Below are 16,001 nucleotides of genomic sequence, written 5' to 3' on the forward strand. Positions count from 1 at the left end.
TTCTGATAAACTAGTTTAGGTCACCGAATTAGCTGTGGAGGGTAGCCATGAGATTTTCTAGGTATTTGGCCTTCGCGTTCATCGTTCTCTATATTGTTCTTTACTATGGATGGCTTCTCATTTTCAATCAGAATTCTCAGATAAAATTGCTAGGCGGGAACACCTTGCAGCTTTTGGCGGCAATGGTTACTACCTATTGGTTAATGAAGACGTACCGATCAGCCTCCGCAAAAGACAAGGGCTTTTGGTTCCTGCTCACAGGCGGATCGCTTAGTTTTGTCATTGCGCAAATGATCTGGAATTACCAGGAGCTTTACTTGCAATTGAAACCTCCTGTGCCTGGATGGGCAGATTTGTTCTGGGTTTTGCAATGTCTGTGTTTCCTGGCGGGAGTGATTTATAAGCTCATCCGCACCCCAAAAAATCATGCCGTTATACGAACCTTTATCGACATCCTTACGTTTGCGATCGCTTCGTTCACCTTGAGCTGGGCATATGTTATTGAGCCGGTTCTATCCAATGCGGTGCGCTTCGAATGCAAGGGTTACCTTATTTTATATTTGATTTATATATCAGCGAATATGCTCCTTTTCTTGGGGATGGTGATCATATCCCTTGTTTCGTCTGAACAGGTATCGCGAATGCCTTTTATGCTGATTACTTGCGGATTTTTAATCAAGGCGGCGTCGAACTTTGCCAATTTTCTGTTGATCGGTCAGGAAGAACCGAGCAGTTATTATGGCGGGATGATCGATCCGCTATACTCACTTGGACTTTTGCTTATCGGAATTGCCGGCTATTGTCAGGAGGATACAAGTTCGCGTTCCAAGCTGCTTCAAGAACGCTTTCCAGCCAAGGATAATCAGGGCTTCGTCGGTTTCATCCCATTTATTAGCGCCATGCTTTTATTTTTCGTCTCTATTGACAAGGCGCAGATGACACCTATGATTACAGTAGGCTGTATTCTTGCGCTCAGCCTTGTTATGCTAAGACAGATCATTTATATGCAGGAGAAAAGGGCGAACCAAGCGGCCTTAATCGAAGCGGAGGCCCGCTATCGAGGGCTGGTCGAGGAGTCGCCTGTGGGTGTGTTTATTCTTCAAAATGAAAAGCTCGTCTATGTAAATCCGCGATTTGCCGAAATATTTGGCTATACCGTCGAAGAGATGGAGTTGACCCAGTTTGAAACGTACATTCGCTCAAGTTCCCGTGCAAAGATCAGTGAAGTGATGCGTAGAAGCCTGGAAGGAGAGCATGTTCCACGTCTGGAAACGCAAGGCTATCACAAGGATAAGTCCACGCTTTATCTGGAGACCCACTTCTCCTTGACGATATTTGGCGGCAAGCTGGCGATAACCGGCACTCTGCTGGATATTACCGATCGCAAACAGGCCGAAGAACTTCTGAGAAAATCAGATAAGCTGACGGTAGCGGGAGAGCTGGCAGCCGGGATCGCTCATGAGATTCGCAATCCGCTTACGTCCCTTAAAGGCTTTGTTCAATTACTAGAATCCGAGACTGCGACCAAACAGGAATATTATCAAATCATGCATGGCGAGATTGATCGGATCAATCGTATCGTGAACGATTTTTTGACCTTGGCGAAACCGCAGATGACTCAAGTGGTGCGAATGAGTGTTCAACCGATTCTACAGAACGTCATCTCTTTGTTAGAACCCCAGCTATTGCTGCTCAACATGCAAGTAAAAGTAAGGGTTTCGGCAGATTTGCCTCTCATCGTGTGTGAAGAAAGTCAATTGAAGCAGCTTTTTATCAATATCATCAAGAATTCGATGGAAGCGATGCCTCATGGGGGAAGTATCCGGATACGCGTAAAACGGAAGAATGAAAGAGAAGTTGTCATCCGTTTTCTTGACCATGGCAGCGGGATCCCAAAAGAACGGATGGAGAGACTGGGGGAACCCTTCTACACCACTAAGGAAAAGGGGACGGGTCTTGGCTTGATGATGTGCTATAAAATCGTGGAAGCGCACAACGGACGTATAGAAATGATCAGCGAGCTTGGCAAAGGTACGAACGTCGATATTCTCTTGCCGTTTGATTAGGAGGTAAAGGAGTGGATACATATAATGGAACAAACAGCAGAACGGGGAAAAGCAACCCTGACAGAAGGCCCTATCGCCAAAACACTTTTCTTCTTTGCGCTTCCCATTCTGTTCGGCAATGTCCTGCAATCGTTGAATGGATCGATTAATTCGATATGGGTCGGGAAATTTCTGGGGGAGACCGCTCTGGCCGCCACCTCCAATGCGAATATCATCATGTTTTTTCTCTTAAGCTCGATCTTTGGAATCGGAATGGCCTCGACCATTTTGATCGGTCAGAGCATTGGAGCCAAGGATATGGAACAAGCCAAGCGAGTGGTAGGCAGCAGCGCTTTGTTCTTTTTCACCCTGGCTATAATCATTGCCGCGGCGGGTTATATTCTCTCGCCGCATATTCTATCGTGGATGCATACGCCAGCTGATGTCTTGCCACTTGCGATGGCCTACACGCGCATTCTGTTTGTCGGGATTCCTTTCATGTATGGATATAACTTCATCATGATGATTCTAAGAGGATCTGGGGATTCCAAGACTCCGTTTTACTTTTTGCTGCTGTCTGTTGGTTTAGACATATTGTTCAACCCCTTGTTGATTTTTGGGATTGGTCCGTTTCCGAAGTTGGGGATTGCGGGCTCGGCGCTTTCAACTTTTATTGCCCAGGTAGTCAGCCTTATCTGTCTGACGATCTATTTGTATCGAAAAGAATATTTCCTGCGGATTACCCGTACCGAGCTCCATTATCTGAGATTCGACAGCCAAATCATCGGATCGCTGATTAAAAAAGGCATTCCGATGGGCTTTCAGATGATGGTTGTCTCGTCCAGCGCGATCGCTTTGGTCAATTTGGTCAACCGCTTCGGCTCCGATGCGACGGCCGCTTATGGTGCGGCCACACAGCTGTCCAATTACATCCAAATGCCTGCGATGGCGATCGGGGCTGCTGTCTCCTCCGTCACTGCACAGAACGTAGGGGCGGGGAAGTGGGATCGCGTGCATAGAACGACGTTGATCGGGGTGTTGTTCAACTTTCTGATGTCCGGAGTATTGGCGGCCTTGCTGTACGTGTATAATCGGGAGGCACTGTCTCTGTTTCTGCCGGCACAAGGAAATGCCATCAACATAGGCATGCATATCAATTCGCTGACATTGTGGGCGTTTGTTTTGTTTGGAATTAACTTCGTTTTGGCTGGTGTGATCCGTTCGACCGGTGCTGTGGTTGTTCCGTTGATGGTGACGTTCATCGCGCTTTGGATTATCCGCATACCGCTCGCTTATTATTTGGCGGGTGCCTATGGCTTGGACAGCATCTGGTGGAGTTTTCCTATCAGCTTCTCCATCGCGGTCTGTCTCTCCCTTCTTTATTATTTGTTCGGCAATTGGAAACAGGCCAAAATGCTTGAGGCGAAAAAAATTTAGACTTTCGACATGTTTGGACACGTCAATGATTTGACCTAATGCGGGGAAAGATGGTATTCTTAGATGCAGTTAAATGTGTTGAAGATCATAAAGCTGTTTGGCCTCTTGTTAAACATTAGGGCGAAGGATGTTTAGGATTTTCAACTTTTTACCAAAATGTTAATTGGGAGGCTACAAACATGACAGGAAAAGTTAAATGGTTTAATGCAGAAAAAGGTTTCGGTTTCATCGAGCGTGAAGATGGTGACGACGTATTCGTTCACTTCTCCGCAATCCAAGGTAATGGTTTCAAAAGCTTGAACGAAGGCGAATCTGTTGAGTTCGACATTGTGGATGGCAACCGTGGTCCACAAGCTGCAAACGTAGTTCGTCTGTAATTTGTCTAATAACGTTTAAAAATAAACGAGCAAAGAGGGCAGATTCCATTCCAAAGGAATACTGCCCTCTTTTTCAGGGAATAAATCAATAGTGAACAATTTTTTTAGCTTAAAGGAGAATGACCAGAATTGGCGACTTTTTATGAATTTGGACTTCATCACTCGATCACTCGAGCATTGAATGATATGGGCTTTGAAGAGGCTACACCAGTACAAACGCAAACCATCCCGCTTGCCTTGGAAGGTAAGGATTTAATCGGACAGGCACAAACGGGAACAGGTAAAACAGCGGCTTTCGGTATTCCGTTGATCGAACGACTGAATGTAGACGAAGAAGCGATTCAGGGCCTGGTATTGGCTCCGACTCGTGAGTTGGCAGTACAGGTAGCAGAAGAAGTAAACAAGATCGGGAATGTCAAAGGCATCCGTGCCCTGCCAATCTATGGTGGGCAAGATATTACCCGTCAAATCAAGGCATTAAAGAAAAAACCTCAACTCATCGTGGCTACACCTGGACGTTTCATGGATCACATGAGAAGAAAGACCATTCGTCTTAACTCGATCCGCATGGTTGTCCTGGACGAAGCGGATGAAATGTTGAACATGGGCTTTATCGATGATATTACAGAGATTCTTTCGGAGATTCCGGAAGAACGCCAAACCTTGCTGTTCTCAGCTACGATGCCGAAACAAATCAAGGATCTTGCGGTTAAGTTCATGAAAGATCCAGAGTTGATCGCCGTCAAAGCGAAAGAGCTGACGATCTCCAGCATTGCTCAACAGTACATTGAGCTGCCAGAGAAACAAAAATTCGATGCGCTTACCCGTTTGTTGGACCTGCATACACCGGAATTAGCCATCGTTTTCGGAAGAACGAAGCGAAGAGTAGACGAGCTGTCTGAGGCGTTAAACAAACGCGGCTATTCCGCAGAGGGTATCCACGGCGACTTGAACCAAGCGAAGCGTGACAGCGTACTGCGTCGTTTCAAGGAAGGCTCTATTGAAGTTCTTGTCGCAACAGATGTGGCCGCACGCGGTCTGGACATTAGCGGAGTTACCCATGTGTTCAACTTCGACATTCCACAAGACCCGGAAAGCTATGTACACCGAATTGGCCGAACAGGCCGCGCGGGTAAAACAGGCTTAGCCATTACATTTGTGACACCGCGTGAAATCGAGCATATCCGCACGATTGAACGAATCACCAACCGCAAAATGGAGCGCCGTTCTGTTCCGACAATGGCTGAAGCGATTGAAGGACAACAGCGCATGGTGATTGAGAAGCTGCTCGATATTGTGCAAGAAGGACAGCTTCATAATTATCACGCTGCGGCAGAAGAACTGTTGGAAGAAACCGACTCTATCACCTTGGTATCAGCCGCATTGAAAATGCTGACCAAAGAGCCTGACACAACACCAGTTCGTTTGACAGAAGAAGGACCACTACGCGTTAAACAAAAGCCAGCGGGTGGCAAATTCAGATCGGACAGACGAGGCCCAGGCAAAGGCTTTAACAAGGGTGGCAACTTCAGCAAAGGTGCCGGAGAAAACAAAGGGTCTTATGGCAAAGGCGGCGGAGCGCCAAGAGGCAAAAAGGGAAATCCGCGTCCGAACCGCAAACCGGTAACGACAACCTAACTTAATTGGCAATACGTAGATTTAAAAAAGCCGGGGAAACTCGGCTTTTTTGTTTTTAAATCGTCGCCAAAGACTCGGCAATCGCCGATGATTCCTAATCGCGCGGCTTTGCCTCAATTAGTCGGGAAGACGGTCACGGAGTATGGACAGTTTTAAGATGCTGAAGGTTCCAATATGTTTCATCCCCATCCCCATCTACGATGATGACTGAATTGCTTGCCACTTTTTTAAGCAATCCGATTTTATAGGGATGGTCACCTATATCGAACACAACGATACTGCCTTCCAATCGTTTGAGTTGTTCCTCAAATGTTCGCGAGGTACTGGGGAGCATCGAAGAAAACGGGATGTTTTGGTTGTTAAGGGTGTATGGCGTAACATTTTGGGTATAGGGAACCAACCATTTTAGATGATGCATGGCGATCGACATGGTTTTATAAACCGGGGAATTGAATAAGAAGTAGTCATTGAGCACATTCAGGACATAGCCATGTATCGTTTGATTGCCTGTCACATAAATCTTGACGAACATGCCTTTTGCGTTTAACAGGATCTTGCGAAAAGAGATTCGATCCTGATCATTGCTGGGAGTGCTATTATCAGGTAACACAAGCTTTGGGTCGGGGGTTCGATTAAGATTGAGATTTTGCACTTGCATGAGAGGAAAATAGAAATAATCTTGCCCATTGAACAGTACAAGGATGTCATTGCCGTAATCAATGAGAATGCCTGTATGCTTGGTCTTCCCCGATAACTCCAGGAACACCTGCTTGTAGAGAAACTGATCCAAGAAATTCATCTTCCTACCTCCTCCTCCTACTGGCCCCGTGGGTGCACTGGCTTCAGACCTAACCAGCGCATCCCGCACAGATAAAAGAATGTTGTAGGGGCTCTCACATGAAGCTCCGTATACACACTTATTTTGTTCGACGAATTGAAGCTCCCTTTTGTATGAAAAGCCCTTGAATTCCTCCGCGTCTATTCATGGAGATCGTAAGGATGGGGGGTGCTGCATGATTTATCCAAATGGATTTTCTACTTTGGATGGCGTCAAGTCTGCTTCGTTGGGTGGCGACAAGTTGCCTTTGTTGTTTACGGGAAACTTTTGCCTTTTGGATATTCCTGCGACCCAGTGAGGGAGTTCTTACCTGTTTCCTTTGCTTTCTGGAGGTTACGATCTGAATGACACTGCGACGGGAGTAGCGAAGTCGATTAATCGTTGTTTTGGTGCCGCGTTTAATTCTGTTTTTTCTGCCACTCTTCGAACTTTTAGAAGAAATACGTTTAGCTCTTCGAATCGTTACCCAGTTTTTTTTTTCATTTAAGCTGTTACCCTGATTTACTTGGTTTTGTGATAAATCTTCTTCGTTTATCGCTTCGCTATTTTGATTAACCGCTACGCTGTTCGTGTAGCTAATATTGCGGATATGGTCGACCGCGATCCTATATATTTCTTTGTTGTGAATGACTACGACATAGTCTTCCCAATTGTCTGTAAGAATGCCTTCCACCATTTCTGGGCCGCCACGATTAATTTTGACCCAACGATTATGCAGATTGGTCAGGAGATTGCTGAGATTAGGGGCATCAACATAGTTCGGATATTGACTGAGCACTTTTTCGTTTCCAGGCTCTTCAGTGATGCTTCGAATGTGATGGGACGTGTAGTAGAGTATGCCATCTTCTTTCGTTGAGAGGACAAAGAAGTCTGGAGCTACACCAAGTAAGCGGCCAACTCTTGATTCGGGACCGCCACGGTCAACTCGGACGAGACTGTACTTCATGCTTTCTAATACTTCATTCAAGGTAGGTAAAGAACTAAAACGAACAAAGTAGTCATCGGGGCGATAGATGGCTGGCGCGTAGGTAACGTTCAGATCTTCTGACATACTTTTGATGTGCTCCAAGTTGTAGAAAATAACGCCTTCGTTCAACGTGTCTAGAAGGATATACGACTCGGTGACGGAAATGAGTCTACCGATTTTGCTTTCAGGGCCTCCCTTATACACGCGTACGATCTTTCCAAGCGACGATAAAAGCGAAGCGGAATTGAACGCCATTCAAACTGACCCCTTTCAAATATCTTTAAGGTTGATTTGTAATGTATGTATATGAGACTAGAAATGAGCTGATATAAACGTTTCCCTAGATTTTGTAAAATAGTCGTCCATCTATCGACGAGTAACTAGGAGACATTCGTTTAGGAAATCTTTCTCAAAAGTGACGAACAACTATAGGTGAATAGCTTATCCCTTTCCTTACGGGATGAATAGGATAACAAGTGAGCGGAAGGAGGGGGAGAAAGTGAGCAGCATACAGACAGGGAAGTGGCAGAAATACATCTTTCTGCGGCAGGATTATTCTTTAGTTCCATATCTTCCAAAGACGGCCGTCTTATCGGAACGCTCGTTAGCTAATCTGCTTCGGAAATATCAGAAGGTTGTTCTGAAACCCAATGATGGGGCGCGCGGGCGGGGGATTATGGTTGCACAGGTAAAAAGCTCAGGTGGCTATGAGCTTCAGTCTTTATGGAAGAAACGAACCTTTACGAATTGTTCACGGCTGTTTCGTTACCTGAAGCATACCATTCGAATCAATCGTTACATCCTTCAGCAATGTGTTCCACTAGCCAAAGTGAATGATAGACTATTTGATTTGCGTGTTATGGTACAACGAGTTAAGAGTAAACGTTGGAAAATCACAGGGGGTCTAGCGAAAATTGCTTATCGAGGCATGGCGGTCACCAATCCAGAAGAGTATGTAAGGCCGATGAATCGAGTGCTTCGAGATTCGGGATTCTCCTATCTACTTGGTAAAATCAATGCGGTATGTATTCGGGCTTCCGATCAACTGAGCAAAAAATATCCTTGGATAACCATTATTGGATTTGATATTGGGGTGGATGTAAATGGACAGGTATGGATTATTGAACCGAACTTTCATCCGGCAATCTATTGGTTTAAGCAATTGCCAGAGAGAAAAACCTACAACCGAATCATCTCTTACAAAAGTAAATATGGATAAAAGCTTCTTCATCAACGTACGCCGATGAACAGGAAGAGCATGATCTGTATCATTAGAAAATAATAATCCGCCTTCAATTGGGCGGATTATCTTTTGGTATTTGATTCCCTTTTTGTGGAAGATACTACTCGTAATAGTAATAATAATCGTAATCATATTCACTCGTATGATCCGGGGCAGGAGATTCTTTTTTAATTTGTTCGTTGGAAGTGAGTTCGTTGGAAGCCTGTTCTTCACGGGGAGGATGTCCTCGGTATTTACGTTGACAGATGCACCATCTCCGAACAATGGAGCGGAGAGATTTACGCCGGGAGAGCAGCATATTTTTGATGATCGTTTTTTGATGAAGAGAAAGGAGGTTAGAGGGAACCTGATCCACGATTGACTCGATGCAGGATTCAGGGAGATTCTCAATCTCCACAATATAGGGTAAAAGCTGATGATAGGAACGTATATAGCCTCGTAAGCCTTTCGGATACTTGACGTTATAACGATTGACATGGGTCCAGTAGTTAGAATTCCATTGTCTGCCCTTCCACTTGAGGGCTCCGAGAAGAGATAATCCATGATCAATCGCATAGAAATTATTGGTCGAACCATCAGTAGTGACGATGAGATTTGCGCTATGGCGATCCACATTACAAATCCATATATCAAAGATAAACGTACGCAAAATCTGCTCAGGGTGCTTTAGCTGGTTGAATGGGGACCACTTGTGTTTTTTACTAAATTGATACCAGGAGTAATGAGCCGTAGCAGGCTTGACCAGCGATACAATTCCCCGAATCCCCATAACCTCAGTTAAGTCCACTTCAGCGACATTCACCCCTAGTTTTTTTGCCAGTTCGTAGGCTATCAGCTCATTGGCCAACATGCTGTCTACTCGGCGGAGGTTTGACTTGCAGGGGAACTTGAAATAGCCTGTTTGCTGAACTCCGCCTACATATCGAGCGACTTGCCATACTGGCCCCAATTTGCGACTCCTTTTACCAATCACGCGCCAATCGCTTGTATCCATGTTCTAGGTATCCCTCCCTCCTCTTTTATCTTATTGGTCTAATGACAAACAAGAAACGGCAGATACCCCGAAAGAGAAAAGAATATAGGAAAGCCTCACTACAAATGAGTTAAGGAAGAGTAGAGCTCTTCGCCTGGGGGGTGAGGTGACGATACCCACGCATGATTAAGCGGAAGTAGAGGCCAAGCAGTTTTTTGCACAGATACGTGAGCAATCCAAATACCAGTCCCAATCCTAACGTACTGAGAAGCACCCACTCACTCCCTTCATGCCCGAATGTATAGAGAGAAATATGCGTATTATTCGGATAAAAGATTTTGAACAGGCCAACCAGTGGACAGATAATCGTGGATACTCCGAAGCCAATCATCAAGGAACCTAGCGTGGGGACAACAATCAAACTAATGAAACCGGTGCCAGCGAAAAAACCAGCCATGACAAAAAAGCGGGTCAGACTTGGCGGAGATTGATAGAGGTACTGAGCGATATAGCCTTTCGCAAGCGTTTGGGGTGATCCTAGTTCGCCGATAATCTCGTCAACATCGCGGCCAGTGGCCATTTCTTTATGAATGTGGTTCTCAATCGAGGATACAATATCGCGTCGATTCCCTTTCGGAAGACGTATCAGTTCACGATCCAGGTTATTTATAAAAAGCGTGATGCGGTCATTCATGGTTTCCCCTCCAACTACTTGAACTTTGTTCTTCACACAACTTGTTTGATTTGATTTCCATGAAATGGTTCGTTAAAAATTATAGAATATTTGGAGAAGGATAGCAAAAGTAGACTCGAAATGGAACCAAAGGCAATGTATCTGCATAGTACAAGTGAAATAAAAGCGGGGGAGGTGTTGAGGTGTTACCACAACTTCTGGAAGAATGGGTGGACAGTTATGCAGAGCGGTTGAGACGGATTGCGTATACATATGTCCGGGATTGGGGAATGGCTGAGGATTGTGTGCAAAATGCCTTTATCAAAGCCTATCACGCCACCAATCCATACGAAAAGTCACGGGGGCACGTGTTCGCTTGGCTAGCCAGGATCGTGATCAACGAATGCAAAATGGTGAGGCGCAGAAGTTGGCGTGAGATCTTGATGGAATGGCTGCCAGACAGAATGGTGAAAAGTTCTGAAGAGAATTTCTTGAGCCGTGATTCACAACAAACTGTCCATGAGGCGATCCTGCAATTACCCGTTATTCATCGGGAACCGATTGTCCTGTTTTATTTTGAGGAGTTAAGTGTAGATGAAATCTCGGAAATACTGGGAGTTCCAACTGGAACAATCAAGTCAAGATTATCACGAGGAAGAGAACGCCTCAAGCATTTCATAAGGGAGGATGACGATGGTCAATCAGTTACCAAATGCAAAGCAACCGTCTAACGAGCCAACATTTGATGTTCACCAGTTTAAAGCAAAATTACAGAATAAACTGGCGAATTCTGCTCCTCTTGTTTCTTCCCGTTCAATTCCCAGATTGAAAATAGCACTGCTTGCAACCACGGCAATCGTGGTGATCGGTGGTTCTGTTGTTTCCTATGTTTCGCCTACGTTTGCACAATGGGTATCTTCTTTTCTCAATTATCGGATTTCGGATCAAGGACTCGAGGAAGCTGTGAAAATGGGCTACAATCAGCCCAAAGAAATCAGGGTAACCGATCAGGGGATCACGTTGGTCATCCCTGAAGTACTGGCCGATACAAACCGTCTCATCCTCTCCTACTATGTTGAAAGAGAAGACGGGACAAGGTCGGTAGACTACCTGGATTCTCATGGCAAGCTATATGTGACGAGCGAAACGGGAGAACTACTTGCTAAAAATATCACATCCTTTAGCCGTGGATATGATTTTGGTTATTTTCAGTTCAATTTGTCGAAGGTAACGGATCAAGTCGTCATCCATGTGGAGATTCCTGAAATTGATTCCATTGACTACCCCGATAAAAAGGGAAAATGGAATGTTACAGTCCCTGTCGACATGAAAGAGGCGATTTCGGCAACGAAGCAAATTCCGATAAACAAGCAGTTAACGACGAAACAAGGGGTAATGGTTGACTTAAAGGATATCGTGTACTCACCTAGTGCTGTCCGATTAAATCTTACGACAACCAGGACACCAGAGGCCAGACAACGGATTCAAGATGATCTTAAACGTATTCACGCAAACAAGTATGATAAACAGAGTTTGGAGAGTAGTTATTATTACTATAAGATTGTTGATCAAAAAGGGAATGTTCTCGTGAAGACGGGAGATGTTGAAGAATCCGTTAATGCGCTTCCATCTTCCCATACAATCGACCCGAAGGATCCCTATAGCACTACAGACCAGGAAGTATTTGTTCCTGTAAAGGGGGAGAAACTTCGATTTATATTGGATCAACTTGTCATTGTGGAAACGGCTGATTTGCAGTTTGAGCTCACTCAACAGAACCTGAAAACAGGGGAAATGACCAAAGAGTATGAAGGTAATACTTTCACGGTTAAGAACCTAACCATGCAGAAGACCAAGAATCAAACCATGATGCCCATGATAGAGGTAACCGGCAAAATGAAGGGTGGCTATAATTGTCAATGGACTTTAGTGGATGAACATGGCAAGCAATATGAATCGGTCATTCAAACGCAGGATGATGAGGATATCTCACTAGTAAAAGTAGGGGGAGTTTATGTGGACCGTGACAAGCGTTGGGATCTTCGCCAAAGACTAAGTTTCCCTGATTTGAAAACCATAACAGGAAACTACACGTTAAAGTTAAAGACGATCCCAAGATGGTATCCGATGAATTGGGAGGTTCCGCTCCCATCCGAATCATAAAAAAACATACCAAAGTACGAAATACAGTCATACTCAGGGCGAGTTGGCTGTATTTTTAGTTAAGGCACATGATCCTAAGCTATGAAAGGAGCTGAAAGAATGAAAGGGTATATCTGGTTACGTATCGCAGTGGCTTATTTTGTTTTTGGTGTTCTCTTTGGTATGTATATTGGAATTGTTCAATTATTTCAACTGGCCACTGTTCACGCGCACGTCAACCTTCTGGGCTGGGTTTCGCTCGCCTTGGCAGGACTTATCTACACGTTGTACCCTGCCGCGGCCACCAACGCGTTAGGAAAATGGCACTTCTGGCTGCACAATATCGGGCTGCCAATTATGGTTGTTGGCTTGTATTTGGAGATTATGCAGATCGCTTCGCTTCCGCTCATCCCGTTAGGAGGAACGATTGCCATTATTGGAATCCTCTGTTTTTTCTTGAATGTGTTCGTGAATGTAAAAGAAAGCTAGTAATGTAAAGGCCCCCGTCTATTTAGACAGGGGCGAACATCCAGACTCACTTGGAACCGTGAATAGTGACAACGCCAGCTTCTCCACGCGCTACTTCGCCTTGCTTATTCACTTTGATCGATTCATCATCACTCAAATTGGTAAAGACGACAGGTGTAATAATCGAAGGCACCTTATCTTTGATCGCGTCAAGGTCAACTCGTAACAGCGGTTGGCCTTTTTTTACATCTGCTCCTTGCTCCACCAATGCCTCGAATCCTTGTCCCTCTAGCTTCACGGTATCAATTCCTACGTGGATGAGAATTTCTCTGCCGTTAGCGGATTCCAAGCCAAGGGCATGCTTGGTTGGGAAAAGCGTCACTACTTTGCCGTCTACAGGAGATACGACGGTTCCGTCTGTAGGATGAATGGCAAATCCGTCTCCCATCATTTTTTGTGAAAACACAGGGTCCGGTACTTCCGATAGAGGGAGAATGCTTCCTTGCATAGGAGCGACAAACTCTTCTGGCCCTGCAATGTTGCATGCTGGAGCCGCTTGGTTGACAGGGACAACTGTTGTCGTAGCTTGTGCTTGCGGGGCACGACCTTCCATGATGTCCTTCATCTGACCTTTGATGATGTCCGATTTGGGACCAAAGATCGCCTGAATGTTATTGCCAACCTCTAGCACCCCGGAAGCGCCAAGCCGTTTGAGGCGATCCTTGTCCACCTGCTTACTGTCGTTTACCGAGACACGCAGACGTGTGATGCAGGCATCCAGATGGGCAATGTTTTCTTTTCCACCCATCGCGTCCAGAATGTCGGCCGCCAAATGATTGGAGCCTCCTTGTGTGGAGACTGCTCCAGGAGGTGTGACATCGGTGTCTTCACGTCCCGGAGTCTTGAGATCAAAGGTTTTAATGGCGAAGCGGAACCCGAAGTAGTAAATCAAGGCAAATACCAAGCCTACGGGAATGACCAGCCACCAGGGAGTTCGGTTCGGCAAGACCCCAAACAGCAGATAGTCAATGACACCGCCGGAGAAGGTCATCCCGATTTTGACACCTAGAATGTGCATGATCATAAAGGAAAGACCGGCAAAAATCGCATGAATAGCAAACAGGACCGGTGCCACGAACAGGAAAGAGAACTCAATCGGCTCCGTAATCCCTGTGAGGAATGACGTTAAGGCTGCGGAAGCCATGATGCCGCCAACCACTTTTTTCTGTTCAGGGCGCGCGCAGTGATAAATCGCCAAAGCCGCCGCCGGCAAGCCGAACATCATGAAAGGGAACTTCCCTGTCATGAACGTGCCAGCTGTCAACGGTACACCATCTTTGATTTGGGCGAAGAAGATTTTTTGGTCCCCGTGAATCACTTCGCCAGACTTATTGACGTACTCCCCGAATTCAAACCAGAATGGCGCATAGAAAATATGATGCAGTCCAAAGGGAATCAGCGAACGTTCGATCACCCCGAAAATAAACGCGGACAAGGTGAGATTGGCTCCGACCATATTGTGGGAGAAGGCATTTAACCCATGTTGAATCGGCGGCCAAACAAAAATCATGACAATACCCAGGATGAGAGCGGACGCCGCCGTGATGATCGGAACGAAGCGTTTGCCTGCAAAGAATCCCAGATAAGAGGGTAATTCAATATTAAAATATTTATTATACATCGTGGCTGCCATGACCCCAACGATAATCCCGCCAAAGACACCCGTCTGCAAGGTAGGAATACCTAATACGTTGGCTAAGGAGGGATCGGGTCCAATCTGTTCAGGTTTCACTCCAAGGATGACACTCATCGTGATGTTCATGACGAGGAATCCGATAATCGCCGCCAAACCGGCAACACCGTCACCACCAGCAAGACCAATGGCCACCCCGACAGCGAACAGGAGGGCGAGGTTACTAAATATAATATTCCCGGCATTCTCCATCACTTGGGCAATAAGCTGTACCCAGGATGATCCTAATCCAGGGATGACATCTAATAACGCTTGATTGTGCAAAGCATTACCAAAAGCAAGCAGAATCCCGGCGGCAGGCAGGATAGCAACCGGCATCATTAACGCCTTCCCAACTTTTTGCAGTACCCCAAAGATTGACTTAAACATAGGCATACCTCCTGCTTGTAGTATTTGCCGGATCTGAAAAAAACATCACAAAAATGTATTTATTTCTTGGCTTGGTCATTTATAATTGTAAAAAAACGGAACGAGGCACAAGAAGGAGGCTCTATGACATTACTTTCAATGGAAGTTGTTTCTCGGCTGATTCCGAAGCTGCGCGCAATGAAACGAATGGAGCCGTTGGATAAAGGATTTTCAACCGATAAGAAGTATCTGATCGAACTAAAGGATGGGACCACCTATCTTCTGCGAACCGCAAGTCTGGACCAATTAAATCGGAAGAAAGAAGAGTTTGGAGTCCTGCAAACTTTGCAACAATATGAGGTTCGCACCTCTGAACCAATCGAAGTGGGGGCTTGGGGGGAGTTAGGGCTCTGCTACTGCCTGCTGTCTTATATCGAGGGGTATGAAGCGAGTGAACGTTTGCCTCATTACCTGGACAAGGAACAATACCTGATCGGCGTCGAAGCAGGGAGAGAGCTTAAGAAGATGCACTGTTACGAGGCCCCGCAAACTGCGGATTCTTGGTATCCTCGTGTAATAGAGAAGCATAAACGTTATGTGGCTGCCTATCAGACAATTGGAATTCATATTCCGAGGGCGGATGATGTCGTGCGATTTGTGGAGGAAAATGAAGCTTGGTTAACGAATCGCCCCAACCGATTTCAGCACGATGATTTTCATCTGGGCAATATTATCGTCAAGGACAGGAAATATGCGGGGATGATTGACGTCAACCGTTTTGACTGGGGAGATCCCTTGCATGATTTCTACAAGCTTGCTTTATTTAGCCGAGAGGTCAGTGTTCCTTTTTGTCTGGGGCAGCTGAACGGATATTTTGGAGAGGAAGGAATCCCGGAGAATTTCTGGCGGCTTTATTCGGTTTATGTGGCAATGAGTATTTTTTCAGCGGTTGTCTGGTCGTATCGTTTCACGCCCGAATTGGTCGATGAGATGCTGGGGCGAGTCAAACAAATTCTGGAGGATCATCAATATTTTGAAGAGGTTATTCCACGCTGGTATTGCGAGAGTGACCACCTGAGTTACATATAAGCGATGGAAA

At 45.6% G+C, this 16,001-nt stretch carries 14 protein-coding genes; 9 read left to right on the forward strand and 5 right to left on the reverse strand.

Annotation, left to right across the window (positions count from 1 at the left end; genetic code table 11):
• The first annotated feature begins 47 nt into the window (after nt 1-47).
• The 4 genes from ACQCN2_RS19650 to cshA all read left to right on the forward strand — a co-directional run bounded on the left by ACQCN2_RS19650 (nt 48) and on the right by cshA (nt 5,497).
• Entirely contained in the window at nt 48-2,066 is a 2,019-nt protein-coding gene (locus tag ACQCN2_RS19650) for an ATP-binding protein (RefSeq protein ID WP_426930644.1), read from the forward strand.
• Nucleotides 2,067-2,090: 24 nt separating this feature from the next.
• Nucleotides 2,091-3,482 carry an MATE family efflux transporter gene (locus ACQCN2_RS19655; RefSeq protein WP_426930645.1) on the forward strand — a complete coding sequence of 464 codons (1,392 nt, stop codon included), beginning with the start codon at nt 2,091-2,093 and terminating at the stop codon, nt 3,480-3,482.
• 179 nt (nt 3,483-3,661) lie between these two features.
• Nucleotides 3,662-3,859, forward strand: coding sequence for a cold shock domain-containing protein (locus ACQCN2_RS19660; protein WP_426930646.1), 198 nt, complete (start codon nt 3,662-3,664; stop codon nt 3,857-3,859).
• A gap of 129 nt (nt 3,860-3,988) precedes the next feature.
• Nucleotides 3,989-5,497: a degradosome RNA helicase CshA gene (gene cshA / locus ACQCN2_RS19665; RefSeq protein ID WP_426930647.1), complete on the forward strand. Its 1,509-nt coding sequence runs from the start codon at nt 3,989-3,991 to the stop codon at nt 5,495-5,497.
• A gap of 133 nt (nt 5,498-5,630) precedes the next feature.
• On the opposite strand, the gene ACQCN2_RS19670 is transcribed toward cshA, so the two are convergent.
• Both ACQCN2_RS19670 and ACQCN2_RS19675 read right to left on the reverse strand, forming a co-directional pair.
• Nucleotides 5,631-6,296, reverse strand: coding sequence for a DUF2642 domain-containing protein (locus ACQCN2_RS19670; RefSeq protein WP_426930648.1), 666 nt, complete (start codon nt 6,294-6,296; stop codon nt 5,631-5,633).
• Between the two features lie 118 nt (nt 6,297-6,414).
• Nucleotides 6,415-7,557 (reverse strand): hypothetical protein, encoded by a 1,143-nt coding sequence (locus ACQCN2_RS19675; RefSeq protein ID WP_426930649.1) that lies wholly within the window; start codon nt 7,555-7,557, stop codon nt 6,415-6,417.
• 244 nt (nt 7,558-7,801) lie between these two features.
• Between ACQCN2_RS19675 and ACQCN2_RS19680 the strand changes: the two genes are divergently transcribed.
• Nucleotides 7,802-8,521 (forward strand): YheC/YheD family protein, encoded by a 720-nt coding sequence (locus tag ACQCN2_RS19680; protein ID WP_426930650.1) that lies wholly within the window; start codon nt 7,802-7,804, stop codon nt 8,519-8,521.
• Nucleotides 8,522-8,645: 124 nt separating this feature from the next.
• Here ACQCN2_RS19680 and ACQCN2_RS19685 read toward each other — a convergent pair whose 3' ends face one another.
• Nucleotides 8,646-9,539, reverse strand: a complete 894-nt coding sequence (locus ACQCN2_RS19685) for a HipA family kinase (protein WP_426930651.1) — start codon at nt 9,537-9,539, stop codon at nt 8,646-8,648.
• 109 nt (nt 9,540-9,648) lie between these two features.
• The gene (locus tag ACQCN2_RS19690) at nt 9,649-10,212 is read right to left on the reverse strand and encodes a DUF1700 domain-containing protein (RefSeq protein ID WP_426930652.1); all 564 of its coding nucleotides are present in this window, start codon (nt 10,210-10,212) and stop codon (nt 9,649-9,651) included.
• Between the two features lie 182 nt (nt 10,213-10,394).
• Between ACQCN2_RS19690 and ACQCN2_RS19695 the strand changes: the two genes are divergently transcribed.
• The 3 genes from ACQCN2_RS19695 to ACQCN2_RS19705 all read left to right on the forward strand — a co-directional run bounded on the left by ACQCN2_RS19695 (nt 10,395) and on the right by ACQCN2_RS19705 (nt 12,822).
• The gene (locus ACQCN2_RS19695) at nt 10,395-10,922 is read left to right on the forward strand and encodes an RNA polymerase sigma factor (protein WP_426930653.1); all 528 of its coding nucleotides are present in this window, start codon (nt 10,395-10,397) and stop codon (nt 10,920-10,922) included.
• On the forward strand, nt 10,885-12,354 hold the full coding sequence (locus tag ACQCN2_RS19700) for a DUF4179 domain-containing protein (RefSeq protein WP_426930654.1): 1,470 nt from the start codon (nt 10,885-10,887) through the stop codon (nt 12,352-12,354). The genes ACQCN2_RS19695 and ACQCN2_RS19700 overlap by 38 nt, the downstream gene beginning before the upstream one ends.
• A gap of 99 nt (nt 12,355-12,453) precedes the next feature.
• On the forward strand, nt 12,454-12,822 hold the full coding sequence (locus tag ACQCN2_RS19705; RefSeq protein ID WP_426930655.1) for a cytochrome-c oxidase: 369 nt from the start codon (nt 12,454-12,456) through the stop codon (nt 12,820-12,822).
• Nucleotides 12,823-12,868: 46 nt separating this feature from the next.
• Here the strand turns inward: ACQCN2_RS19705 and ptsG are convergent, their stop codons facing one another.
• Nucleotides 12,869-14,923 (reverse strand): glucose-specific PTS transporter subunit IIBC, encoded by a 2,055-nt coding sequence (gene ptsG, locus ACQCN2_RS19710; protein WP_426930656.1) that lies wholly within the window; start codon nt 14,921-14,923, stop codon nt 12,869-12,871.
• A 138-nt stretch (nt 14,924-15,061) separates the two neighbouring features.
• Between ptsG and ACQCN2_RS19715 the strand changes: the two genes are divergently transcribed.
• Entirely contained in the window at nt 15,062-15,991 is a 930-nt protein-coding gene (locus ACQCN2_RS19715) for an aminoglycoside phosphotransferase family protein (protein WP_426930703.1), read from the forward strand.
• Nucleotides 15,992-16,001 lie beyond the last annotated feature (10 nt).

Source organism: Brevibacillus ginsengisoli (assembly GCF_050113715.1).
Taxonomy (GTDB): Bacteria; Bacillota; Bacilli; order Brevibacillales; family Brevibacillaceae; genus Brevibacillus_H; species Brevibacillus_H ginsengisoli.